The organism is Streptomyces sp. NPDC048521 (assembly GCF_043199855.1).
In the GTDB taxonomy this organism is placed as follows: domain Bacteria; phylum Actinomycetota; class Actinomycetes; order Streptomycetales; family Streptomycetaceae; genus Streptomyces.
Map to the genome: position 1 here is coordinate 573,771 of NZ_JBICWR010000004.1, position 24,011 is coordinate 597,781.

Annotated in this window: 23 protein-coding genes; 13 read left to right on the forward strand and 10 right to left on the reverse strand. The window is 71.8% G+C overall.

Features of this window, described 5'->3' with window-relative positions:
- Positions 1-39: 39 nt before the first annotated feature.
- A complete protein-coding gene (locus ACGFRF_RS13535; protein WP_393739292.1) occupies positions 40-948 on the forward strand; it encodes a YihY/virulence factor BrkB family protein in 909 nt (302 codons plus the stop codon).
- Here ACGFRF_RS13535 and ACGFRF_RS13540 read toward each other — a convergent pair.
- On the reverse strand, positions 896-2,131 hold the full coding sequence (locus tag ACGFRF_RS13540; RefSeq protein ID WP_393739294.1) for a D-alanyl-D-alanine carboxypeptidase family protein: 1,236 nt from the start codon (positions 2,129-2,131) through the stop codon (positions 896-898). The genes ACGFRF_RS13535 and ACGFRF_RS13540 overlap by 53 nt on opposite strands.
- Before the next feature lie 91 nt (positions 2,132-2,222).
- Between ACGFRF_RS13540 and ACGFRF_RS13545 the strand changes: the two genes are divergently transcribed.
- From ACGFRF_RS13545 to ACGFRF_RS13555, 3 genes are all read left to right on the forward strand, one after another.
- Positions 2,223-2,462: an SCO4848 family membrane protein gene (locus tag ACGFRF_RS13545; RefSeq protein WP_393739296.1), complete on the forward strand. Its 240-nt coding sequence runs from the start codon at positions 2,223-2,225 to the stop codon at positions 2,460-2,462.
- A gap of 16 nt (positions 2,463-2,478) precedes the next feature.
- A complete protein-coding gene (locus ACGFRF_RS13550) occupies positions 2,479-3,798 on the forward strand; it encodes a metallophosphoesterase (RefSeq protein ID WP_393739298.1) in 1,320 nt (439 codons plus the stop codon).
- 210 nt (positions 3,799-4,008) lie between these two features.
- Positions 4,009-5,550 carry an ABC transporter substrate-binding protein gene (locus ACGFRF_RS13555; protein WP_393739300.1) on the forward strand — a complete coding sequence of 514 codons (1,542 nt, stop codon included), beginning with the start codon at positions 4,009-4,011 and terminating at the stop codon, positions 5,548-5,550.
- Here ACGFRF_RS13555 and ACGFRF_RS13560 read toward each other — a convergent pair whose 3' ends face one another.
- From ACGFRF_RS13560 to ACGFRF_RS13595, 8 genes are all read right to left on the reverse strand, one after another.
- Positions 5,551-6,168 carry a Uma2 family endonuclease gene (locus ACGFRF_RS13560; protein WP_393739302.1) on the reverse strand — a complete coding sequence of 206 codons (618 nt, stop codon included), beginning with the start codon at positions 6,166-6,168 and terminating at the stop codon, positions 5,551-5,553. It lies immediately after the preceding gene.
- A gap of 90 nt (positions 6,169-6,258) precedes the next feature.
- Positions 6,259-6,999: a TetR/AcrR family transcriptional regulator gene (locus tag ACGFRF_RS13565; protein ID WP_393739304.1), complete on the reverse strand. Its 741-nt coding sequence runs from the start codon at positions 6,997-6,999 to the stop codon at positions 6,259-6,261.
- 173 nt (positions 7,000-7,172) lie between these two features.
- A complete protein-coding gene (locus ACGFRF_RS13570) occupies positions 7,173-7,583 on the reverse strand; it encodes a VOC family protein (protein WP_393739306.1) in 411 nt (136 codons plus the stop codon).
- A gap of 223 nt (positions 7,584-7,806) precedes the next feature.
- Positions 7,807-8,586 (reverse strand): succinate dehydrogenase iron-sulfur subunit, encoded by a 780-nt coding sequence (locus ACGFRF_RS13575; RefSeq protein ID WP_393739308.1) that lies wholly within the window; start codon positions 8,584-8,586, stop codon positions 7,807-7,809.
- A complete protein-coding gene (gene sdhA / locus ACGFRF_RS13580; RefSeq protein ID WP_393739310.1) occupies positions 8,586-10,340 on the reverse strand; it encodes a succinate dehydrogenase flavoprotein subunit in 1,755 nt (584 codons plus the stop codon). Before sdhA ends, ACGFRF_RS13575 begins: the two co-directional genes overlap by 1 nt.
- Positions 10,341-10,359: 19 nt before the next feature.
- Entirely contained in the window at positions 10,360-10,842 is a 483-nt protein-coding gene (locus tag ACGFRF_RS13585) for a succinate dehydrogenase hydrophobic membrane anchor subunit (protein WP_393739312.1), read from the reverse strand.
- Positions 10,843-10,847: 5 nt separating this feature from the next.
- Positions 10,848-11,228 (reverse strand): succinate dehydrogenase, cytochrome b556 subunit, encoded by a 381-nt coding sequence (gene sdhC, locus ACGFRF_RS13590; RefSeq protein WP_393739314.1) that lies wholly within the window; start codon positions 11,226-11,228, stop codon positions 10,848-10,850.
- A 191-nt stretch (positions 11,229-11,419) separates the two neighbouring features.
- Complete coding sequence (locus tag ACGFRF_RS13595) at positions 11,420-11,968, reverse strand: 2-oxo-4-hydroxy-4-carboxy-5-ureidoimidazoline decarboxylase (RefSeq protein ID WP_393739316.1); 549 nt, start codon at positions 11,966-11,968, stop codon at positions 11,420-11,422.
- Positions 11,969-12,119: 151 nt separating this feature from the next.
- On the opposite strand from ACGFRF_RS13595, the gene ACGFRF_RS13600 reads away from it, so the two are divergent.
- The 4 genes from ACGFRF_RS13600 (at position 12,120) to ACGFRF_RS13615 (ending at position 15,880) form a co-directional block, all read left to right on the forward strand.
- Entirely contained in the window at positions 12,120-13,751 is a 1,632-nt protein-coding gene (locus ACGFRF_RS13600) for a glycoside hydrolase family 20 protein (RefSeq protein WP_393739318.1), read from the forward strand.
- A gap of 122 nt (positions 13,752-13,873) precedes the next feature.
- A complete protein-coding gene (locus tag ACGFRF_RS13605; protein ID WP_393739320.1) occupies positions 13,874-14,578 on the forward strand; it encodes a DUF4328 domain-containing protein in 705 nt (234 codons plus the stop codon).
- A gap of 92 nt (positions 14,579-14,670) precedes the next feature.
- Positions 14,671-15,240: a hypothetical protein gene (locus ACGFRF_RS13610; RefSeq protein WP_393739322.1), complete on the forward strand. Its 570-nt coding sequence runs from the start codon at positions 14,671-14,673 to the stop codon at positions 15,238-15,240.
- A 253-nt stretch (positions 15,241-15,493) separates the two neighbouring features.
- A complete protein-coding gene (locus ACGFRF_RS13615) occupies positions 15,494-15,880 on the forward strand; it encodes a hypothetical protein (protein WP_393739324.1) in 387 nt (128 codons plus the stop codon).
- Between the two features lie 54 nt (positions 15,881-15,934).
- On the opposite strand, the gene ACGFRF_RS13620 is transcribed toward ACGFRF_RS13615, so the two are convergent.
- Complete coding sequence (locus tag ACGFRF_RS13620; protein WP_393739326.1) at positions 15,935-18,628, reverse strand: N-acetylmuramoyl-L-alanine amidase; 2,694 nt, start codon at positions 18,626-18,628, stop codon at positions 15,935-15,937.
- 494 nt (positions 18,629-19,122) lie between these two features.
- Here ACGFRF_RS13620 and ACGFRF_RS13625 point away from each other — a divergent pair, with 494 nt between their 5' ends.
- The 5 genes from ACGFRF_RS13625 (at position 19,123) to ACGFRF_RS13645 (ending at position 23,603) form a co-directional block, all read left to right on the forward strand.
- A complete protein-coding gene (locus ACGFRF_RS13625; protein WP_393739328.1) occupies positions 19,123-19,551 on the forward strand; it encodes a hypothetical protein in 429 nt (142 codons plus the stop codon).
- Positions 19,552-19,738: 187 nt separating this feature from the next.
- Entirely contained in the window at positions 19,739-20,371 is a 633-nt protein-coding gene (locus tag ACGFRF_RS13630) for an RNA polymerase sigma factor (protein WP_393739330.1), read from the forward strand.
- 120 nt (positions 20,372-20,491) lie between these two features.
- Entirely contained in the window at positions 20,492-21,508 is a 1,017-nt protein-coding gene (locus tag ACGFRF_RS13635; RefSeq protein WP_393739331.1) for a hypothetical protein, read from the forward strand.
- Between the two features lie 278 nt (positions 21,509-21,786).
- Positions 21,787-22,449, forward strand: a complete 663-nt coding sequence (locus ACGFRF_RS13640; protein ID WP_393739333.1) for an RNA polymerase sigma factor — start codon at positions 21,787-21,789, stop codon at positions 22,447-22,449.
- On the forward strand, positions 22,449-23,603 hold the full coding sequence (locus ACGFRF_RS13645; protein ID WP_393739335.1) for a hypothetical protein: 1,155 nt from the start codon (positions 22,449-22,451) through the stop codon (positions 23,601-23,603). The genes ACGFRF_RS13640 and ACGFRF_RS13645 overlap by 1 nt, the downstream gene beginning before the upstream one ends.
- Positions 23,604-24,011: the final 408 nt, after the last annotated feature.

Here is a 24,011-nt window from a genome sequence, read left to right on the forward strand (position 1 = left end):
CAGCGGTGTGGAGAGGGACCGCGAGGGCAGGAACGGATCATGGACTGGCTGAAGAGACTGCCCGGCATCGGGCCGATCGTCACGCGGCTCATGACCACGCACGCGTGGCGGTGCTACGAGCGGCTGGACCGGGTGAAGTGGACCCGGCTGGCCGCCGCCATGACCTTCGTCAGCTTCATCGCGCTGTTCCCGCTGCTGACCGTGGCCGCCGCGATCACCGCCGCCACGCTGAGCCCCTCCCGCCAGAAGACCGTCGAGCACAGGATCGCCGACCAGTTCCCGGGCCTCTCCCAGCAGTTGGACATCAGCACCCTGGCGCACAACGCCGGCACCGTCGGCATCATCGCGGGCGCCGCGCTGCTGTTCACGGGCATCGGCTGGGTCGGCCAGGTACGGGACTGCCTGCGCGCGGTGTGGGAGTTGCCCGACCGCGAGGAGAACCCGGTCCTCACCAAGGTCAAGGACGCCGGCATCCTCCTCGGCCTCGGCGGCGCCCTGCTGGTCACGCTCGCCGCGTCCACGCTCGCCTCCGCGGCGGTCGGCCGGCTGTCCCGGCAGATCGGGCTGCAGGAGCACAGCTGGGGCAGCCTGCTGCTGCAGGTCGCCGCGTTCGCCGTCGCCGTGCTCGCCGACTTCCTCGTCCTGCTCTACGTCCTGACCCTGCTGCCCGGGGTCGAGCCGCCGCGCCGCCGCCTGCTGGTGGCCGCGCTGCTCGGCGCGATCGGCTTCGAACTGCTGAAGCTGCTCCTCAGCGGCTACATCCAGGGGGTCGCCACGAAGAGCATGTACGGCGCGTTCGGCGTCCCCGTGGCGCTGCTGCTGTGGATCAACTTCACCGCGAAGATCGTGCTGTTCTGCGCCTCCTGGACGGCGACGCAGAGCAAGGAGGTCGACGTCAGGGACGCGTCCGACGGCGCATCAGGTCCGGCAGCGGCCACCGGCGGTTGATGAGGAACACCCCGCCCGAGAGCAGCACCAGCACGCCGCCCGCGATGGCCAGGGCGGTACCGACACCGGTACCGGCCTCGGTGGTGGCGCTCGCCACCGGCTTGGAGCCGGAACCGCCGGTCCCCGAGGTCGCCTGCCCGGCGGAGGGGCTGGGCCCCGGCTGCGCGGTGTTCGTCGCGGCGCTCTTCGGTGGCACCAGCTCGCCCACCGGGGTGACCTTGCCGGCCGCCTGGAAGCCCCAGTCGAACAGCTTCGCGGTCTCCTTGTAGACCTCGTTGTGCTCGTGCTTCTCGGGGTTCATCACCGTGACGAGCAGCACCTTGCCGCCCCGCTCGGCGACCCCGGTGAAGGTGGCCCCCGCGTGCGTGGTGTTGCCGTTCTTCACGCCGGCGATGCCCGGATAGACGGGTACGTCGGTGTCGCCGCTCAGCAGCCGGTTGGTGTTCCGGATCTCGCCGGACCCGAATCTCGCCCGCACCGTCGCGCAGTAGTCGCGGAAGTCCTTCTTCTGCAGCCCGGACCGGGCGAACAGCGTCAGGTCGTACGCCGACGACACCTGACGCGGCTCGTCGTAGCCGTCCGGGGAGACCACGTTGGTGTCCAGGGCCTGCAGCTCCTCGGCGTGCGCCTGCATGTCCTCGACGGTCCGCTCGATGCCGCCGTTCATCTGGGCCAGCACGTGCACGGCGTCGTTGCCCGAGCGCAGGAAGACCCCGAGCCACAGGTCGTGGACGGTGTAGGTGGCGCCCTCCTTTATCCCGACCACGCTGGAGCCGACGCCCAGGCCCGCGAGGTCCGAGGGCACCACCTTGTGCCGGGTGTCCTTGGGGAACCGCGGCAGCACGGTGTCCGCGAACAGCATCTTCAGCGTGCTCGCCGGGGGCAGCCGCCAGTGCGCGTTGTGCGCGGCCAGCACCTCGCCGGACTCGGCGTCGGAGACGATCCACGAACGGGCGGTGAGGTCCTTGGGCAGCACCGGCCCGCCGGGGGCGAGGTCGACCTGGGTGCCGGGCAGGCCCAGCCGGGCACCGCCCACGGTGGACATCTGCGCCGGGGGTGTGGCGGTCGGACTCGCCGAGGGGGTCGGGGCGGCGAGGGCGGCGGGCGCGGTGACGGACAGGGACAGCAGTGTGGCGGAGGTGACCAGCAACGATCGCCGGCCGGTCTTCTTGGGTGCAGGCACGATCGAGAACGTACCTGGAGCCAACCGTGAAGTCCCGCCTCCCGCCCCACCCCCGACACGGAACCGGACAGCCGACGGCGATACTGGGGGCATGATGCTCAGCCGCCGGATCTCCTGGTTCCTGCTCGCCTTCGGGGTGTGGAGCTGGGTCATCTGGATCACTTTCGTCAAGAACCTGGTCAAGGACAGCAGCGGGCTCGCCTTCGACGACGGTCACCCGACCGCGTACTTCTGGGTGCACCTGCTGCTGGCGGTCGTTTCCTTCGTATTGGGGACGGTCATCGGGGTCATCGGGTTGCGCGGACTGCGCGCACTGCGCCGGACGTCATAACGGGGGATCGGTCGGGGTGGTCATCGTCTTCGCGCTCGTCGTCCTGGCCGTCCTGGCCGTCGCGGCGGCCCTGCACTGGTACGTGTGGCGGCGCCTGGTCCGCGACACCACACGCGGCCGGGGACCGGCCCGCCGCGCCGGCACCGCGGTGTTCGTCGCCGGCCCGGTCCTGATGGTCGCCGCCCTGGTCGCGGAACGCTCCGGCGCACCCTTCTGGCTCCAGCGCACCCTGGCCTGGCCCGGCTTCCTGTGGATGGCCCTCGCCCTGTACCTGCTGCTGGCGGTGGTGGCGGGAGAGGCGGTACGACCGCTGCTGCGCCGCGCGCTGGACCGCCGCGGCCGACCCGGCCGGGACCCCGTGGTGGCACCTCTCGGCCGGCCGAGTCAGCTGGTGACCGGGCAGGGGCCGGAAGTCCGGCGGGTGGAGCCCTCCGGTACGTCCACCGTGGCGCCGGAACCCCGGCCCACCGCCGCCGCCGAGCCGGCCCGCGCCCCCGACCCGTACCTCGCACCCACCCGTCGTCTCTTCGTCTCCCGGGTCGTCGCCGGGGCCGCCGCCACGGCCGCCGTCGCGACCGTCGGCCACGGCACCTACGGCGTGCTGCGCGGCCCGCGGGTGAAGCGCGTCACCGTTCCCCTGGCGAAACTCCCGCGGGCCGCGCACGGGTTCCGGATCGCGGTCGTCAGCGACATCCATCTCGGCCCGGTCCTCGGCCGGGACTTCGCGCAGCGGGTCGTCGACACCGTGAACGCGACCCGGCCCGACCTGATCGCGGTCGTCGGCGACCTGGTGGACGGCAGCGTCAAGGACCTCGGCCCGGCAGCCGCGCCCCTCGCACGGCTCACCGCGCGCAACGGCGCCTACTTCGTCACCGGCAACCACGAGTACTTCTCCGGTGCCGAGCAGTGGGTCGAGGAGGTGCGCACCCTCGGCCTGCACCCGCTGGAGAACGCCCGCACGGAGCTGCCGTACTTCGACCTGGCCGGGGTGAACGACCTCCAGGGCGAGAGCGAGGGGCGGGGCCCGGACTTCGACAAGGCCCTCGCCGACCGTGACCCGGCACGCGCGTGCGTGCTGCTCGCCCACCAGCCGGTGCAGATCCACGAGGCCGTCCGGCACGGCGTCGACCTCCAGCTCTCCGGTCACACCCACGGCGGTCAGCTCTGGCCCGGCAGCCTCCTCGCGGCCGCCGCCAACCCGACCGTCGCCGGTCTCGATCGCTACGGCGACACCCAGCTGTACGTCAGCCGGGGCGCGGGCGCCTGGGGCCCGCCCACGCGCGTGGGAGCGCCGTCGGACGTGACGGTGATCGAACTGGCCGCCACGCGCGCCTGACCGGAACCGCTCCCACGCCTGTGAAGGCGCTGTGAAACCCGGTGGAAACAACGCCTCGGTAAGTTCTTTCTCATCTGGTCAGAAAGCCCTTCCCCGGGTGAAACAGGTGTGATTAGGTGAGCCGCGTCACTTAGGGGAGTGGCGAAATCGCGCTGGCCAGGGGTAGGGCCTCAGGGGCCTGGGGAGGGCACCACCATGCGATCTGTTCGCATGCGGATTCTCGTGACGTTGCTCGTGCTCGCCGTCGTGGGGATCGGCGGCTGGCAACTGCTGCCGTCGCAGGACTACAAGAACAAGACCATCACCGTCGGGACGACGGACGCCGTCACCGCGCTCGATCCGGCCGGCGCCTACGACGCCGGTTCCTGGGCGCTGTTCAGCAATGTCTTCCAGTCGCTGCTGACGTTCGAGCCGGGCGGCGCCGAGCCGGTCCCGGACGCGGCGAAGAGCTGCACCTTCGAGGGCGGCGGACTGAAGACGTACCGGTGCACGCTGCGCGACGGGATCACCTTCCCGAGCGGGCGCGCGATGACCGCGGAGGACGTGAAGTTCTCCTTCGACCGGGTGAAGAAGATCAACTCCGATGTCGGCCCGGCGTCCCTGTTCGGCACGCTCGGCTCGGTGACCGCCGACGACGCGAGGACGGTCACCTTCCACCTGTCGTCCCCGGACGCCACCTTCCCGCTGAAGGTCGCCACCGGCGCCGGTGCGATCGTGGACAAGGACAAGTACCCGGCGGACGACCTGCGCGCCGACTCCGGGGTCGACGGCACGGGCCCGTACACGCTCGCGTCGTACACCAAGCAGAAGGCCGCGCTCGCGCCGAACACGCATTACAAGGGCTACCTCAGCGGTCCCGGCCGCCCGATCTCGCTGCGCTACTACGCCGACTCGCGCAAGCTCGACGACGCCTGGAAGGCCCGGCAGGTCGACGTCGCCACCCGGACCCTGCCGCCCGGCGTGCTCTCGCAGCTGAACCCGAGCGACCCCAAGCAGCGCGTCACCGAGTCCGACAGCGCCGAGACCCGCAACCTGTACCTCAACACCCGCGCCGGTTCCCCGCTGCACGACGTGAAGGTGCGCCGCGCGATGGCCTGGCTGATCAACCGTGAGGAGCTGGCCGCGACGGTCTACGAGGGCACGGTCGACCCGCTGTACTCGCTGCTCCCGACCGGCATCGTCGGCCACACCACGTCCTTCTTCGACGCCTACCCGACGCAGAGCACCGAGAAGGCGCGCGAACTGCTCACCGAGGCCGGGGTGACCCTGCCGGTGCGCTTCACCTTCGGCTACGGCATCGGCCGGGGCGCGGGCGCGGAGGAGGCGGCGGCGCTGAAGAAGCAGCTGGAGGCGGGCGGCCTGTTCAAGGTGGACGTCAAGGGCTACGAGTGGACCGACTTCCAGAAGCGCTGGGCCGCCGGGAAGATGGACGCGTGGGCGGTCGGCTGGGTGGCCGACTACCCCGACCCGGACACCTTCGGCGCCGCGCTCGTCGGCACCGGCTCCACGATGAACACCGGGTACAGCAACAAGCTGGTCGACCACCTCATCCTGGACAGCCAGCAGTTCGCCGACCGCAGCCGGGCCGCGAACGACTTCCGCGACATCCAGGCCGACGTGGCCGAGGACGTGCCGCTGATCCCGCTGTGGCAGCAGGTGGAGTACGTGGTCAGCACCGAGGACGTGGGCGGCGGCCAGTACCTGAGCGACGGCACGGGCGTGTTCCGGCTGTGGCGGCTGGAGTGGATCTGATCAGTCGGCCTTCTTCTGCCCGGCCTTGATGATCTGCTCCACGTCGAGCGTCACCCCGGCGCCGATCGAGTCGGGCAGCGTGACGGTCTCCCCGGGAGCGTGGACACGGTGGTTCGTGTACTCGCTCCCGTCGGGCTCCGTCAGCACGTGGAGGCGCTGGTGCTTGCGGTCGACGACGAGGTAGACGGGCACCTTGGCCTCGGCGTACGCGCCGACCTTGGTCTTCAGATCGTCCCGCCAGTTGCTGGACGTGACCTCCAGTACCAGGCGGAAGCAGACCGGGTCGTAGGCGTTGTTCTCGATGAAGTGGTCGTCGATGTCGGCGTCCACCACCGCCAGATCGGGGATGCAGTAGTCCTCGGCGCCGGTCGGGAGCTTGATCGCGACGCTCTGCACGACCTTGCTCTCGTCGCCGTGCAGTCCAGCGGCGAGGAAGGGGACCATGAGATCCGTCAGAACGACGGCGTGGGGGGCATCCGGTGAAGGGGTCACGAGGAGATGGCCTCCGATGATCTCGACGCGGTAGCCCGGATGGCGCTCCATGATCTCGTCGGCGATGGCCGTGAGGGAGAACGGCTCGTCGGCGTCGAAGGGCTGCTCGACGGATGCAGCGGACATCGCGTGCCTCCTAGGGGCTGGTGTCGAGAGCATCATCGTAGGCAGCCGCGACACCGGGTGTCCTGTTCCCGCGCCTTCACCCGGAAGTGATCACTCGCCCCGCTTGCGCCCCGGATCCGGCAGTGCCTTCGTCATCCCCGGCAGGAAGTCCGTGAACAGTTCGTGTATCTCCAGGACGAGCGGGCGCAGGACCCGGAACCGGGCGAGCGAGACCCCGCGCGCGGTCAGCCGGGCCCCCCGCCGGGCCAGCCGGTAGCTGCGCTCCCGCCCCTCCGTGCGGTCGAAGACCCAGTACAGGACCAGTCCCATCTGCGAGAGCCACATCAACTCGGGGAGGACGTCCCGGAGTTCGGGTGCCACCTTGGACTTCGAGCCGGCCAGGACCTCGCGGTGCACGCTGATGGCCTGTTCGCGCGCGTGCTCGCTCTCCGGGGAGAAGGGACTGAGCGGGCTGTCGGGGTCGGCGGCGTTCTTGAAGAACTGCACCGCGAACTCGTGGTACGGCCTGGCGACGTCCAGCCAGGCGGTCAGCACGCCGGCGAGCCGCGCCTCCAGATCGGTCTCCCGGTCCAGCACCTCCCGGACCGCCGCCTGGTGCTCGGCGGCGATCCGGTCGTAGAAACCCTGGATCAGGTGTTCCTTGCCCTCGAAGTAGTAGTAGGCGTTGCCTACGGAGACCCCGGCCTCCTTGGCGATGGCCCGCATGGTCGTCTTGTCGTACCCGCGCTCCTGGAACAACCGCATCGCGGTCTCCAGGATGAGCGCGCGGGTCTGCTCGGACTTGCTGCTCTGGGGGCCGGCCGCCTCGGGGCCGTCGTTCTTCGCGGGCACGGGAGGAGCCTAACGAGTCGTGCGGACGCCGTCGGAGCAGGACGGTCCGGCCGGCCTCGTACAGGACGGCCGGCCCGCGCTGCTCCCGCTCCGTGGCCCCGCGCCGGCGGCTCCTGGCCGGCACGTACCCCGTTCGCCCGAAGAACCGGCCGGTGCGGCCGGGTGAAGGGTGGTCAGGCCCTTCGGCCCAGCGCCGGGCGCTTGGTGTAGTCCGTGAGGCCGAGGACGTTCCCCCAGGGGTCGGCGATCTCCACGGTCCATCCGGTGGCCACCTGGAACACCTCGTCCAGGGGCTCGATGCCCGCGGCGGCCAGCTCCCGCGCCGCCGCCCGGGCGTCGGGCACCTCCAGCCAGAGGCGCGGCGAGGGCCACGGCGGCGGCCGGTGCCCCAGCGCCTCCTCCTCGCGCAGCAGGATGCCGGGCGTCTCCCCGCCGACCTTCAGCAGCGCGATCCCGGCCTCGTCGAACCGGAACCCCACGGTGAACCCGGCCCGCTCGTAGAACCCGACGGCCTCGGCGAGGTCACCGACGGCAAGCAGCACGTTGTCGAATCCGAGCAGTTCGTACGACTGGTCATCTGACATGCCGTCAGGGTAGAGGGAGCTGTGGCGGGATCCCGTGATTGCCGGTGTGGCACACCGCGCCGAGGGCCCGACCTGCCGAGCCGGCCGAGCCGGAAGGTGCCGGACCGAGCCGTGCGGCGATCCTCGGACCAGCGGTCCGTCCGTACCGCCGGGACGGCCGCCGCGCGCACGAGAGCCCCGCTCCCTCACGGAGCGGGGCCCTCGTCGCCGGGCGTGTCCGGGATCAGTACCGGCGCGTGATCAGCGCGCGCTTCACTTCCTGGATCGCCTTCGTGACCTCGATACCGCGCGGGCAGGCGTCCGTGCAGTTGAAGGTCGTGCGGCAGCGCCACACGCCGTCGCGGTCGTTGAGGATCTCCAGGCGCTGCTCGCCCGCCTCGTCACGGCTGTCGAAGATGAAGCGGTGGGCGTTCACGATCGCGGCCGGACCGAAGTACTGGCCGTCGTTCCAGAACACCGGGCAGGAGGACGTGCAGGCCGCGCAGAGGATGCACTTCGTCGTGTCGTCGAAGCGCTCGCGGTCCTCGGCGGACTGCAGCCGCTCACGGGTCGGCTCGTTCGTGTCCTTGGTGACCAGGAACGGCATGACGTCCCGGTACGCCTGGAAGAACGGCTCCATGTCCACGACCAGGTCCTTCAGGACCGTCAGGCCCTTTATGGGCTCGATCGTGATCGGCTTCTCGGGGTTGATGTCCTTGATCAGGGTCTTGCAGGCAAGACGGTTCCTGCCGTTGATCCGCATCGCGTCCGAGCCGCAGATGCCGTGCGCGCAGGAGCGGCGGAAGGTGAGGGTGCCGTCGATGTCCCACTTGATCTTGTGGAGGCCGTCGAGGACACGTTCCTTCGGGTCGATCTCCAGCTGGAAGTCTTCCCAGACCGCCTCGGCCGCGACCTCCGGGTTGAACCGGCGGACCCGGAAGGTGACCGTGATGTAGGGGGAGTCGGCGAAACCGGGCTCGGGCCGGCCGGCCGCGTCCGCCTTGTCCAGAACAGGGGTAGCCATCAGTACTTACGCTCCATCGGCTGGTAGCGGGTCTGGACGACCGGCTTGTAGTCGAGACGGACGGTTTCCGAGCCGTCGGCGCCGACCTCCCGGTACGCCATGGTGTGGCGCATGAAGTTGACGTCGTCGCGGTTCGGGTAGTCCTCGCGGTAGTGACCGCCGCGGGACTCCTTGCGGGCCAGCGCCGAGACGGCCATCACCTCGGCCAGGTCGAGCAGGTTGCCCAGCTCGATCGCCTCGAGGAGGTCCGTGTTGAACCGCTTGCCCTTGTCCTGGATCGCCACGTTCTTGTAGCGCTCACGCAGCTCGGCGATCTTCTCGACCGCCGTCTTGATCGTCTGCTCGGTGCGGAACACCATGACGTTGGCGTCCATGGTCTCCTGCAGCTCGCGGCGCAGGGTCGCCACCCGCTCGTTGCCGGTGGAGTTGCGCAGCCGCTCGATCTGCTCGATCACGAAGGACTCCGGGGCCTCCGGCAGCTCCACGAAGTCCGCCTTGTGGGCGTACTCGGCGGCGGCGATGCCCGCGCGGCGGCCGAAGACGTTGATGTCCAGCAGGGAGTTCGTGCCGAGACGGTTGGCGCCGTGGACCGAGACGCAGGCGACCTCGCCGGCGGCGTACAGGCCGGGGACGACCGTCGTGTTGTCCGCCAGGACCTCACCCTCGACGTTGGTCGGGATGCCGCCCATCGCGTAGTGGGCCGTGGGCTGGATCGGGATCGGGTCCGTGTAGGGCTCGATGCCGAGGTAGGTGCGCGCGAACTCGGTGATGTCGGGCAGCTTGGCGTCGAGCTGCTCCGGCGGGAGGTGGGTGAGGTCCAGGTAGACGTGGTCGCCCTCGGGACCGCAGCCGCGACCCTCGCGGATCTCCGTGTAGATCGACCTCGACACCACGTCACGGGACGCGAGGTCCTTCATCACCGGCGCGTACTTCTCCATGAAGCGCTCGCCGTCCTTGTTGCGGAGGATGCCGCCCTCACCGCGGGCGCCCTCCGTCAGCAGGATGCCCATGCGCCAGATGCCGGTCGGGTGGAACTGGAAGAACTCCATGTCCTCCAGCGGCAGACCCCGGCGGTAGACCGCGGCCTGGCCGTCACCGGTCAGGGTGTGCGCGTTCGACGTCACCTTGAAGAACTTGCCGCAGCCGCCGGAGGCGTAGATCACGGCCTTCGCCTGGAAGACGTGGATCTCACCGGTGGCCAGCTCGTACGCGACGACACCGGCCGACTTCTTGACGCCGTCGACCTCGGTGATCAGCTGGTCCAGGACGTAGAACTCGTTGAAGAACTCCACGCCCTCCTTGACGCAGTTCTGGTACAGCGTCTGGAGGATCATGTGGCCGGTGCGGTCGGCCGCGTAGCAGGAGCGGCGGACCGGGGCCTCGCCGTGGTTGCGGGAGTGACCGCCGAAGCGGCGCTGGTCGATGGTGCCGTTCGGGGTCCGGTTGAACGGCAGGCCCATCTTCTCCAGGTCGAGGACGGCGTCGATGGCCTCCTTCGCCAGGATCTCGGCGGCGTCCTGGTCGACCAGGTAGTCACCGCCCTTGACCGTGTCGAAGGTGTGCCACTCCCAGTTGTCCTCCTCCACGTTGGCCAGCGCGGCGGCCATGCCGCCCTGCGCGGCGCCCGTGTGGGAGCGGGTGGGGTAGAGCTTGGTCAGGACCGCGGTGCGGCTGCGCTTCGTCGCCTCGATGGCGGCGCGCATGCCCGCGCCACCGGCGCCGACGATGACGGTGTCGTACTTGTGGATCTTCATGATTCTCGCAGCCCCGTGCCTAGCGGATGTTCGGGTCGAAGGTGAAGATCACCAGCGTGCCCAGCAGGATGGTGAACACCGTGGCGGTGTAGAGCAGGCCCTTGAGCCACAGGCGGCTGTTCGGGCGCTCCGCGTAGTCGTTGATGATCGTGCGCAGGCCGTTGGCGCCGTGCAGCATCGCCAGCCACAGCATCAGCAGGTCCCAGACCTGCCAGAACGGGGACGCCCAGCGGCCGGCCACGAAGGCGAAGCCGATCTTGGAGACGCCGCCGTCCAGCACGAGCTGGATCAGCAGGTGGCCGATGACGAGGACGACCAGGACGATGCCGGACAGGCGCATGAACAGCCAGGCCGCCAGCTCGAAGTTGCCCCGGGTCGACTTCGGGGTCTTCTTGGTGCGCTTGCGCGGCGCCTCGATCAGCGGGGCCGGGTGGTCGACGGTGTAGAGGGGGGCGCCCTCGACGGGGCCGACTCCGGACGCGGGGGTTTCAGTCGTGGACATGGGCCTCAGCTCCCGAACAGGACACGAGCGGCGTGGCCGAGGACCGGGTAGATCGCCCCGGCCATCAGGACGATCCAGACGACCATCACGGCCCAGAACATCTGCTTCTGGTAGCGCGGGCCCTTCGACCAGAAGTCGACGGCGATGACGCGCAGGCCGTTGAGCGCGTGGAAGAGGATGGCGGCGACGAGGCCGTACTCCAGCAGCGCGACGATCGGCGTCTTGTACGTGGCTACGACCTTGTCGTAGTCCTCGGGGGAGACACGCACGAGAGCGGTGTCCAGCACATGAACGAACAGGAAGAAGAAAATGAGGACGCCGGTGACTCGGTGAGCCACCCAGGACCACATTCCTTCCCGGCCGCGGTACAGCGTTCCAGCCGGCACGGAAGAACCCTCCGGGAGCGGGGACTAGGGCCGCGCCGGCTTCACTGTCGGTCGGGCCCGGCCGGGTACGGTCCACCGGCCCCCAGCATCGTAGCGAGGCGCTGCGCTGTGCCTTACGGGGGGCCTACCGGTGTGATCAAACTGGCACGCGGTTGGGCTAGCGGGCGTGGCTGCCGGGGCGGGAGGTTGTGCTATTTGCCGTGTACGGGTGCATGTGGGCTGGTCGCGCAGTTCTCCGCACCCCTCAGGTACTCCCCGAGCCGTCCCCGTGCCAGGCGGCGGAGTTCCTCTGCCGCTGTCACCCGTTCCTCCTCCGGATCGTTCGTCAATCGTGACCGGATGGCTTCGAGGGTGCGGTCGAGCGCCTCGTCCGGGGGGACGTCACCCAGATAGATGACGAACGCATGTCCGAATCGCGCCTCGTAGGCCGCGTGTGCCGCGCTCAGTGCCATGTGGGCCGCCGAGTACGTGTCCTCGGGCAGCTCGGGAAGCGACTCGCCCGCCAGGGCGTCCGCCAGGTCGGCGGGGGAGAGGTCGTAGGCCGCCTCGTCCGCCGCGGCCAGCAGGGCGTCCAGGTCGGGGTAGGGGCGATGGGCGGCGATCCGGTGGGACCAGCGCAGGCTGTGCAGGCAGTGCAGCAGGAGGGCGCGGGCCTCGTCGGCGGGGGCGCCGTTGAAGGCGTCGAGGGGGGTGGGGAGATACGGGAGACGGTGGGCGGGCAGCGTGGGTCCTCGCGTCACATGGGGCGTGGCAGGGGATGTGAAAGGTGTGTCGTCAGGTTATCGAGAGTGGTCACTGTGTGTTCGTGCGATGCCTGAATTTCACTCGGACGGGAGAGTTTCAAAGCGCCTGGGTGACAAATGAACCGCCGATCGGTCGTACGTTGGCAGGGTGAACCAGCACAGGCGCCGGGGCTCGGCGCAGCAAGTGATACGGAAGCGGGCGGTGGTGGCCGCCGCGTTCGTCGGGACCATCGCGCTCGGCACGGGCGTCGCCGTGTGGGCGTCGGCGGACGGAGGACAGGAAGGGGCCACTCGGCAGTCCTCCGGCACCGTCTCCGGGTCGGCCGCACCGTCGGCGAGTCCGACGCCGAGCCGGTCCTATCCGCTGTCGCAGGCGCCGCGCACCATACCCGCGGTGCGCTCCCACTCCCCGGCGCGCGGCCCCGGCTGGAAGCCGCAGCGGGGCGAGCGGGTGGTGGTGAGCGACGCCGAGCTGGCCGACGAGGGACGGCTGATAGCCGGGGAGCTGGGGCTGACCTACGCGGGGGAGAAGAACGACGTACGGGCCGGTGACGTACGGCTCGCGCTCGGCGGGGGCGGCAACCGGGAGTCGTACACGATGACCGTGCGCGGCGGGCGGGTCGACATCAGCGGCCCGGGCGAGGCGGGGGTCTTCTACGGCACCCGCACGCTGAAGCAGGAGGTCCACGGCGGCGGCCCGGCCCCGGAGGGGGTCGTGCGGGACGAGCCCGCCAAGCCGGTGCGCGGGTTCATGCTGGACATCGCGCGCAAGCCGTTCACCGAGTCCTGGATCGAGGACCGGATACGCGAGCTGGGTGACCTGAAGTTCAACGAGCTGGGGCTGCACTTCTCCGACGACCAGGCCTTCCGGATCGAGTCCAGCACCCACCCCGAGATCGTCTCGCCGGACCATCTGACCAAGGCGCAGGTCAAGAAGATCGTGGACCTGGCGAACAGCCGGCACATCACCGTCGTCCCCGAGATCGACTCGCCCGGGCACCTGGGCGCCGTCCTCGCCGCCCACCCCGACCTCCAGCTGCGCAACGTGAACGGGGTGGCGACGAAGGGCGCGATCGACATCTCCAAGCCCGCGTCCGCGCAACTCGTCGACGATCTGCTGAACGAGTACGCGGGGCTCTTCACCGGCGACCAGTGGCACCTGGGCGGCGACGAGTACCAGGCCCTGACCGTGAAGGACCCGCAGGCCTCGTATCCGCAGCTGGCCACCGCAGCGCGGCAGGCCTACGGCTCCGGCGGCACCGTCGCCGACCTCACCACCGGCTGGCTCAACGACCGCGCCGCCACCGTCCGCGCGCACGACAGGACGGCCCGGGCGTGGAACGACGGCTTCTTCCGCGGGACCTCCGTGCAGCCCGCCAAGGATCTCCGGGTCGCCTACTGGACCGGCAAGGAGATCGGCGCCCGGCAGCCCGAGGAGTACCTGAGCACGGGGCGGAAGGTGCTCAACTACAACGACGAGTTCCTCTACTACGTGCTCGGGCAGCCGCAGACCTTCGTGTATCCGACGGGACAGCGCATCTACGAGCAGTGGACCCCGCGGGTGCTGCGCGGCACGACCGCCGTGCCGGCGCGCTACGACGGGCAGATCCTCGGCGGTTCGTTCGCGGTGTGGTCCGACTTCCCGCACGCGCAGACGGAAGCACAGGTCGCCGCCGGGATCAGGATGCCGCTGCGGGCCACCGTGCAGAAGCTGTGGGACCCGGGCGAGCCCGCGCTGTCCTGGGCGGAATTCCGGCAACTGGCGGACCGGCTGGGCTGAGCGACCGCGCCGGGATTCGAGTGGACGTACGACGGCCCCGGACCGTATGTTCCGGTGCCGCGTGTCCGGCTCGGGGAAGCCGCGCGCTCGTCGCACTTCACACATCCCGGGGGAACCGCATCATGACCTCGCCCATGCCCGCTCCGGCCTACGCCGGGGCGCCCGGTGCCGTGCTCCGTTCTCCGGTGGGGCTCGGCCGGGCCGCCGCCGCGCTGCTCGGGCTCGTCGTCTCCGCCGACCTGTTCGCCGTCTGGGCCGACGTGGTGCAGATGGGTGTCGCCGGCGACCTCGCCGACGGGATCACCGGCTCCGACGTCATCGACCGGGCCGACCGGGCCGACTCGCTCTACCGGGCCGCCGGCCTCGCCCAGGTGACCGCCCTGCTCGCCACGATGGCCGTGTACCTGTGCTGGCTGTGGCGGGTGCGGGTCAACGCCGAGGTGTTCAACCCGGGCGGGCACAGCAAGGCGCGCGGCTGGACGATCGGCGGCTGGTTCGTCCCGGTGGTGAACCTGTGGTTCCCACGCCGCGTCGTCCTCGACATCTTCGACTCCAGCGCCACCTGGGCCAACCGTCCCGGCCACGCCCTCGTCAACGCGTGGTGGTCCGTGTGGCTCGTCTCCCTGTTCGCCGACCGGGCCGCCTCCAGGATGTACGGGCGGGCCGACACGGCGGCCGCGCTGCGTGACGCGGCCCGCCAGATGCTGTTCTCCGACGCGTTCGACGTCGTGGCGGCCGTGCTGGCCGTCCTCGTGGTCCTGAAGATCACCCGGATGCAGCACGAAAGGGCCCTCGCCGGTCCGATGCCGATCCCCGCCCTTGGCTGAAAACTTGCGGCTGTGACACTCCCGCGCCGTCGCACGCAGTAAGGGGAAGTGCGGGCTCCGTACCGGGCGGCGCCCTGGCGAGGGAGGCTTTCATGAGCCTGGTGGAACTGATCGCACAGGCCGACGAGCGCGGACTGGCCGCCAGCGGGTTGGCTTGTTTGGATCGGTGCCTGCCTCTGCTCGGCGGCGACGACGCACTGCTGCGCCCGCTGTGGGCCGGCCTCGCCGACGACTCCGACTGGGGCGGCGGCCTGGCCAAGGCCCGCGCCGCGCTCGGTACCACCCCGTCCGCCGAGGACGAGGCCGCCGGGCTCGCCCGCCGCATGCTGGACTCGGCTCCGGCCGAGCGCACCGCCGACGCGGTGCGGCCCTGGGCCGACGCCTGCTCGGTCGCCTCCCTGCGCATCCACCGGCTGCTCGACCCCGCCGCGGACGGCACCGCACGCGACGACGGCCTCGACGCCGGGCGCGCGGGAGACACGGAGGACCTGCCGCCGCTCGTCGCCGCCGAGCTGCGCCGCCAGATCACCGTCCTGGAGCTCCTCGCCGGCCACGGTGCGCAGGGCCTGCGCCGGGCCCTGGACGTCTCGGTCGAGGGCCGCCGCGTGCTGCGCGCGGTGGTCTCCCGCCGGGCCCGGGGCACTGCGGAATCCGGAGCGTGAGAGAGCCCGGCGCCGCAGGTCGCGTGGGTGAGTGAGCCGGCGTCTCGGATCGCGTGTGCGAGAAGGTGCGGGAAGGTCCGGCGTTTCAGGTCGCGTGCGGCGAGGGGCCGGCGTGTGCACCTCGTGGCCGGGTGGGTCCTGTGCCTGTCGTGCGGTGGACGTGGGGCGGTCCTGCGACGGTTGCGGTAAGGCTCCGGATCCCGGTGACGGATGGTTCTCCCGGTTCGCTCTTCCTTATGTGACAGCCCAGTACGTGACAGCACAGCAGGAGACCAGGCCGCACGCCGCGGCGAAACCCGTGCGGTGGGCGGCGGACGCGGTCGCGACCATGCGCGAGGGTGCGCGGGTACGGCTCGACTACTCGGCGCAGAGCCTGTGGCGGGTGGACCGGATGATCGAGGAGATACGCCGTGAGGGGCCGCCGTACGCGGCGGTGGAGAGCGTGCTGCGCGGCTTCGGCGCCTACGCCGGCGAGGTGATCGTCCGGCAGACCGGCGCCGAGTGGTGGGCGACCGGCGGCGAGCACTGGGTGCGCACCCCCGGCGGCCGGCTGTGGGACCCCGTCGAGGAGGCCCGGCGCTGCTTCGACGGCCACGGTTCGTTGCGCCTGCTGTGCCGGGACGCGGTCGCCATGGGCTGAGCGTCCGGCCGGGGCCCTCCTCGGGACGGGCCCCGGCCGGAACGCGTCACGGCGCTACGGCGCCAGGGTGGTGCCCAGGGCCGCGTCCGTCGGCGTACCGAGGGCCGACTTGCTGAACACCGCCGTCTGGGCGTACCCGAGTCCGGTGCCGTTGCTCGGCAGGTACATCAGGATGCCGTCCCCGCCGTCCTCCCCGGCCCCGCCGAAGGTCAGGTCGGCCCGGCCGTACCCGGACAGATCGGTCAGCGACACCGACGAGCCGAGCTGGTCGCCGCTCTCGGTGGCACCGGGCACGCCCGAGGTGTCCTGCGAGATCGCGACCGCGCCGGTGCCGGTGAGGCCGGTGGAGCTTCCCTTGAGGAGGAGCACCGAGCCGGCGTTGGAACGGTTCGCGCCGTCGCGGGTGAGGTCCTCGCCGGGCAGCCCGGCCAGGACGTCGGGGTAGCCGTCGGCGTTGTAGTCGCCGGCCGACACCGCGGCACCCATGGCGTCGCCGTCCTCGGCGCTGCCCGGCACACCACTGGTGTCCTGGTGGACGGTCTTCATCCCGGTGGTGGTGAAGCCGGTGGAGGTGCCGAGCAGCATGGTCACCTGACCGCCCCGGTACGCGCCGGACTCCGCGGTGTACGGCTGGCCGATGACGAGGTCGTCGTAGCCGTTGGCGTTGAAGTCGGCGGAGGCGACGGAGCGGCCGCCCTTGACGCTGAGCACGCCCGCCCTGGTCAGCCCGGTCGCCGAGCCGGCGAACCGGACCACGCGCGAGATGCCCCCGGAGTCACGGTAGTTGAGGGCGACGTCGGCGAAGCCGTCCCGGTTGAAGTCGCCGGTCGCGGCGTCCAGGTAGGCGAGGGAGCCGGTGGCCGTGGTCAGGGTGCCGGAGGTGGTGGCGCCGCCGGTCAGCCGTACGTTCCAGTTGCCGCCCTTGCCGGTGCCGGCCGCGAACACGTCCGCCTTGCCGTCGCCGTTGAAGTCGCCGACCGTGACCGTGGAGCCGAGTTTGGCGCCGGTCGCCGTGATGCTGCCCGACGTGTTGTACGAGAACCCGGTGTTGAGGGCCGGGCCGTACATGACCGTGACCGAGCCCCGGTCGGCGTGGCCGGTGGTGTCGTCCTCGCCGGGCGAACCGATCGCGAGGTCGGCGTATCCGTCGCCGTTGACATCGCCCCAGGCGGTCGCGGTACCGAACGCGTCACCGGTCTCGGAGGAGCCGGGCACGCCCGCGCTGTTCTGGGTGAGCGTGACCTTCTTCGAGGCGACCGGCCCGTCCACACCACCGGGCACGATCGAAACCGAGTTGGCCTTCGGGGTGCCGGCGACCAGGTCGGGCAGGCCGTCCCGGTCGCGGTCGGAGGTGGGAAGGGCGTGCGAGATGCCCGGGGTCTTGGCCAGCGTGGCGATCAGCGACAGCTTCTTGTAGAGGTTGTCGCCGGGGCAGGCGGTGGCGTTGGTGTCCCGGTGGCCGAAGACGCGCGGCAGGGTGATCTGCTGGCCCTTGTCGATCAGGTTGCCGTCCTGGCCCTTGGGGCTGCCGGAGGTCAGCGTGACCTTGCCGGTCGGGTCGATGCCGTACATCCCGAACTTCCAGGCCACGATCCGCGCGATCGAGTCCAGCGCGGCCCGCGAGGGGTGTGCGGTCATGTAGTTGCCGATGTAGGAGATGCCGACCGTGTTCGTGTTGAACCCGATGTCGTGCGCGCCCACCACCGGCAGGTCCATCCCGCCGCTGCGGCCCTCGAAGATCTGGCCGCAGCGGTCGACCACGAAGTTGTAGCCGATGTCGAAGTAGCCGCGGGAGAAGTGCTCCTGCTGGATGGTCCGCATCCGGGCCCGGGAGTCGGCGCAGGACACCGTGTTGTCGCTGTCGACACCGGTGTGGTGGATGACGGCCGCCTTGATCTCCGTGCCGTAACTCGGGGTGCCGTCGTAGTCCGTGGAGGCGCCCCACTCGGCCTGCGTGATGACCGGCGGCTTGACGACGGTGGAGGGGCGTGGCGCCGGGACCGTGCTGGTCGGGCTGGGAGAGGCGGAGGCGGAGGCGGACGCGGAGGTCGACGCGGACGCGGAAGCGGACGCCGAGGCCGACGTCGAGTCCGTCGGGGACGCCGACGCCGAGCCGGTGGGTGACGGGCTGCCCGACGAGGTGTCCGACGGCGAGCCGGTCGTCGACGGGGTCGTCGTCTCCGCCGCGAACGCGGCCGGCTGCGGGCTGCCCGCCGGGTCCGTGCCGGGGTCCAGGAGCTTGACGTCCATGCCGGCCGGGAGCCCCTCGGCCGCGGTGCCGTCCGCCTCGACCACGCGGACCGCGATGCCGTCCGCGTCACCCGTCCACACGGAGGCGGTGCCGCCCCGGGCGCGTTCGCGGGCCCGTACGCCCTCGGCGCCGTCGGCGGAGAACGGGTCGTCCGGCAGCTTCTGCCAGTCGGACCACTCGCCGGTCTCCCGCGAGCGGTAGCGGATCTCCGGGGTGCCCTTCAGCTTGGCCCGCTCGTCGTTCCAGGTGAGCAGCGCGGCGGAGAACCGGTTGGTGTCGTGCTTGGCCAGCCCCCGGTGCCCACCGCCCTGGTCGGCCAGCTTCAGGGTGTGCACGGACGGCTGGCGGCGGGCGCCCTTCCCGTCGTCGTGCGCACCCGGGTCCGCGACGGCATAGGTGACCGCTCCGGCACCGCCCAGCACGACGGCGCCGAGCGTCAGCCAGGCTCTCCGTTTGAAGCTGAGCGGTCTGTACGCACGGGTCCTGCGAGGACTCACTAACCCACCCCTAGACAACGAATCACGACAGCACCACGCGTCACGGGTGCCACTTACACAGCGCTCAGGCCCGGCCAAGTGTCACTTGGCCTGCCAGGCCGACCGGGATACGGCACAGCGCGAAGGCGCGGTCGACGGCGGCTTCACCTGCCGTCGCGTCCGAATCGGTCCTTGGCATGAACGCGGGTTATAGCGCACCGCACAGGCCGCAGGCCAACGGGCGGAAAAACCAGGCGAATCGCTGCCGCGAAGTGCGAATCGCGAACTCCGAACCGCGACATGAGGTGAGTCATGTGGCCCCTGCCACTGGGCGGCGGTGGCAGCCGGACGGTGAAGACGCGCGACAGGCCGAGAAGGTTGTACGTCGGCTGTGACTTTCCCGTGTGGTGATCGACACTCCTGTGACCCGTGATGTCGGACAGGCACATTCCGCTTGATGGACGGGGGAACGCCGTCCGAGCTCCCCTTGATTCGGACGAAGGGGAGTCGGTGTCATGAGTGGAGTGCGCACGCGGTCAGGCTCGGAGGAGATGCGATCGTGCGCGTCGGCCTTCGTCACCCGTGCCACCGTCCGCAGCCGCCTGCCGCTCGACTACTCCGAGCGCAGTCTGCGGGTCGTGGACTTCCTGATCGACGGACTGCGCAAGGGCGGCGCCGACCGCGAGCGGGTGCGGGGCGCGCTCTTCGGGCTCGGGGCGTACGTCGGTGAGGTGCTCGTGCGCCGCGCGGGGGCGGCGTGGGTGGACTTCGACGACGAGCAGCGTGCCTACTTCGGTCAGTCGGTAGGGGTACGGATGCCGGACGGGCGGGTGTGGAACCCCCTCGGCAAGGTCGTCAACCGCTTCGAGTTCGGCGGCGCCGAGGAGTCCCTGCAGACCTTCTACCTGACGCTGCACGGGCGGGTGCGGAGACCCCTCGCCTGACCGGCCGGGACTTCGGCGCAAGGGTGCCGTCGCCGCGTGTGCGGGTGGCGGGACCGCTGAGGCCTGTGACATTTCTGTGAGGTCCGGCGCTGATGATCGTGAAAGGCGGAGACACGGCCGACAGCGTGTCGCACCGTGAGGGACGCGCCACGCAGTGGCCATGAACTCGGCACGAACGAGGACGGTCTTGGGCCAGGGAGGGGAACGCCGCCGCCTGCAGCCGCAGGACGGGGAACTGGGCGCTGCCGTCGCACGGGCCCAGGACGGCGACGAGACCGCCTTCGCGGTGGCCTACCGGATCGTGCAGCCCGCCCTGCTCGGCTATCTGCGGGGGCTCGTCGGCGAGGACGCGGAGGACGTGGCCTCCGAAACCTGGCTGGAGATCGCCCGCGACCTCGGCCGGTTCAAAGGGGACGGCGCCGGATTCCGCGGCTGGACCGCGACCATCGCCCGGCACCGCGCCCTGGACCACCTGCGCCGGCAGCGGGTACGGCCCCGGGCGGCCGCGCTCGACCAGGCCGCACTGGACCTGCCCGGCCGGCACAGCACGCACGACCAGGCCCTGGAGTCCCTGTCCACCGAGCGGGCGCTGGGGTTGGTGCGCGCGCTGCCGCCGGACCAGGCCGAGGCCGTGCTGCTGCGGGTGGTCGTCGGCCTCGACGGCCCGGCCGCCGCGCGCGTCCTCGGCAAGCGCCCCGGCGCCGTCCGCACGGCCGCCTACCGCGGGCTGAAACGGCTGGCCCGGCAACTGGGTGTGCACGACGCGGCGGACGAGGGTGTGAGGGAAGCGGATCCCCGCACGCTGGGGGAGTGGGAGTGAACGGCGACGGCCACGAGCCGTATGGATACGGGAGAACCGACGGTTCCGGACCCCGCACGGGGGACGGGGGGTCGCCTGTGTGCGGTGGGCCGTGCGGACCGGACGAGGACGGGAACGGACATGGGTGAACGGCACAGCGGCGACGGGCTGCCCGGCCGCCGACGGGCACACCCGGACGACACGCCCCCCACCCCGGCCCGCACCGAAGCACCACCCCGCACCGCGTTGCCGGACCGCACCGAGACTTCGGAACACGCCGAGCTCCCGCCACGCATCGCAGCCCCGCCGCGCACCGAGGTCCCGGACCGCACCGGCACAGCGGAGTACGCCGACCCCCCCGGCCGCGCCGACCGGTCCCCCGGCTCCGCCACGTCCTTCGAATTCTCCGGTTCCTACGGTGCCTCGGAGTCCTCGGAGTCCTCGGAGTCCTCGGAGTCCTTGTCCCGTTTCGAGGCGCGGTTGGGTGCCGTGCTGCGCGCCGACGGTGTCGTAGCCGGCCTGGATGCGGAGGCCGAGCGGCGGGCCGTGGCCGCGTTCCGTGCCGCCCGTGAGTCCGGCGCGCACTCCGCGCGGACGCGGGCCCGGGACGACTGGCGGTCCGGGGAACCACGCCGCGCGCGGGCCTCGCTGAAGGGCGCGCTGTCCGTCGCGCTCGCGAGTCTCGCCCTGGGCGGTGTCGCCGTCGCCGCGATCGGCTCGGCCGGTTCGGGCACGGCGGGCGGCCGGGACACCCCGCGGCCGGCGAACCCGTCGACGAGCGCCTCGCACCGGCCGGCCCCCGGGGCCGCCGACCCGGCCCCCGGGTCCACCGACGCGGGCTCGGCCGCCCCTGCCGCCCGCCCGGGGCACCCGGACACCGCCAAGGACACCCTGGCGCACTGCCGTGCCTACGCGAAGGCCGGCCACCGGGGAGGCGCCCTGGGGGCGACGGCCTGGCAGCGGCTCGTCACCGCGGCCGGCGGCACGGAGAGGGTCGCGGCCTACTGCGCTGCCCGAGCCGCCGAAGCCGCCGAAGGCACTCGAGCGGCCCGCTCGCCGGGGCCGGAGGCCGGCAAGGCGAGCGACGGCGACAAGGGCGGCAAGGGCAGGAGCGACAAGCCGCGCCCCACGGACGCCAAGGCCGACGGGAAGAAGTGAGCCGGGCCGCCCGGCCGTGCCGAGTCAAGGCAACGGCCGGGGCCGCCACCCCCCACAGGAGAGGCCCCGGCCGTCGCGCGGACGGGCCGCGCACGGCCCGTACTTTCTTCAGCGCCATGAGTGCGTTTTCTGTCACACCCGGCCACGCCGGACCTCACCCTGCGCACATTCGCACCCGGTCACGAGTTAGTTGCATCTTCTACAGACATGGACGAGGAGCGGTTTCACGCCGTAACGTGCCTTTCGCGCCGACCGAAGACAGGCGTAAAGGGAGTGCGGTGCTGGGGGACGACGCGGAGCTGACCGCCGCAGTACGTGCAGCACAGAACGGTGATGAGACCGCGTTCCGTACGGTGTACCGCGCGGTGCACCCGCGGCTGCTCGGATATGTGCGCACGCTGGTCGGCGATCCGGACGCCGAGGACGTCGCGTCCGAGGCCTGGCTGCAGATCGCCCGGGACCTCGACCGGTTCAGCGGCGATGCCGACCGGTTCCGCGGCTGGGCCGCCCGGATCGCCCGCAACCGTGCCCTGGATCACATACGCATGCGCGGCCGCCGCCCCGCCATAGGCGGCGACGAGACGGAACTGACCGGCCGGCCCGCCGAGTCCGACACGGCCGGCGAGGCCATCGAGGCCCTGGCCACCGACAGCGCCCTCTCCCTCATCGCGCGGCTCCCGCAGGACCAGGCCGAGGCGGTCGTCCTGCGCGTGGTGGTGGGGCTGGACGCCAAGACCGCCGCCGAGACGCTCGGCAAACGCGCGGGCGCGGTGCGCACCGCCGCGCACCGGGGCCTGAAGCGGCTCGCCGAGCTGCTCGGCGACGATCCGGAATCGGCGGGCGTGCTCGACGCGCTGCCACCCCAGCGAGAACCGCGTCGTCGCGCGGTGACGTCCGCAACTGTGACGCATACGCGTACGCGGACGCAGAAGGACATGTGATGGCCGACGAGCACTACAAGTGGCTGAATCGTGGAACGGCGGAACGTCTGCTGCGCGGTGAGTCGCTGGAAGCCGTCGACCCCTCCGCCCGTGACCAGGCCGAACGCCTCTCCAAGGCGCTCGGCGCGCTGTCCGCCGAGACGGCCCCCGCCCCCGGTGAACTCCCCGGCGAGCAGGCCGCCCTGGCCGCGTTCCGCAAGGCCCGTGAGGCGGCCGAGGCCGAACGCACCGCCGCCGCCTTCGCCGACGGCACCCCCGGCCGGCGCTCCGGCGTGCCCGCCCACGACACCGGCGCGGGCCTGGTCCGCATCGGTGAACCGCCCCGTACCGGAATCGCCGCCCGCCTCCGCTGGGCCCGCCCGGCGCGGCTCGCGCTCGCCGCCGCCGTGGCCGCGGGCACGCTCGGCGGGGTCGCCGTCGCCGCCGGCAGCGGGGTGCTGCCCACACCGTTCGGCGAGGAACGCCCCCGGCCCGCAGTCTCCGTCACCGCCGGGACCTCCGGACAGCCGCTCCCCTCCGCCTCGCCGCGGGCCACCACCGGCACGGGGCCGGGCATGCCGAGCGGCAGCGCGGGCGCGACCCGCGGCGACGCCGACGACGAGGCCGCCGGACCCGGCGACGGCACCGGCCCGAGCCGCGCTCCCGGCTCCGGCGCCCCCTCCGCGACCGCCGGTACCGGCTGGAACGGCGCCGCCGCGGCCTGCCGTGACATCCGGGACGGCAGGGAACTGGACGCCGGCCGCAAGCGCGCGCTGGAGAACCAGGCGGGCGGCTCCGCGCGCGTGCCCACGTACTGCAAGGTCGTCCTGGCCGGCGCAGGCCCCACCTCCGGCACCGCGAACGGCGACAAGGGCGCCGGGGGCGACGCGGGCAAGGGCAGCGGCAAGGGCGAGGGCAGGGACAACGGCAAGGGCAAGGGTGACGAGAAGGGGGACGGCCAGAGCGGCGACGACGACAGCCACCCCGGCAAGGGCAACGGCAAGGGCGGGGACAAGGGCAAGGGCAAGGGCAACGGCAAGGGCGGGGGCGGCGGCAAGGGCCGGCACCGCGGCGGGGCCGCACCCGCTCCCTCGGCTGTCGCCCCGGTCCGCCCGGAGCACCACGGCCAGGCCTCGACGACCCCGGCACCGAGCCCGACGTACACCGCCCTCTGACACCTCCCCCTGATCGGCGTGCAGCCCTCTGACCTGCGGTTTCGTGTTCCGTCGAAATTTTTCCGCGAGGGGTGTGACGTTTCCGGGGCCCGGGACGCAGTACTGAGTGAGCCGACTGGTCATCGGCCGTCGCACTGAGCCGGGGTTCCCCCCGTACCTACGGCTCGTGCACCTGGCGCGGGGGGGGCCCCCGGCCCCCCGCCCCCCCCCCCCCCCCCCCCCCCCCCCCGCCCCGGGGGGCCCCCCCCCCCCCCGGGGGGCGCCCCGGGCACCCGGCCGCCCCCGGCGGCCCCCCCCGGGCGGGGGGCGGGGCCCCCCCCCCCCCCCCCCCACGCCCGCAGTCCGGCACCCGCGCGCCGGGCGAGGGCGCCGCCGAGGGGTCGTAGCGCACCTCGACCCCGCCGAAGC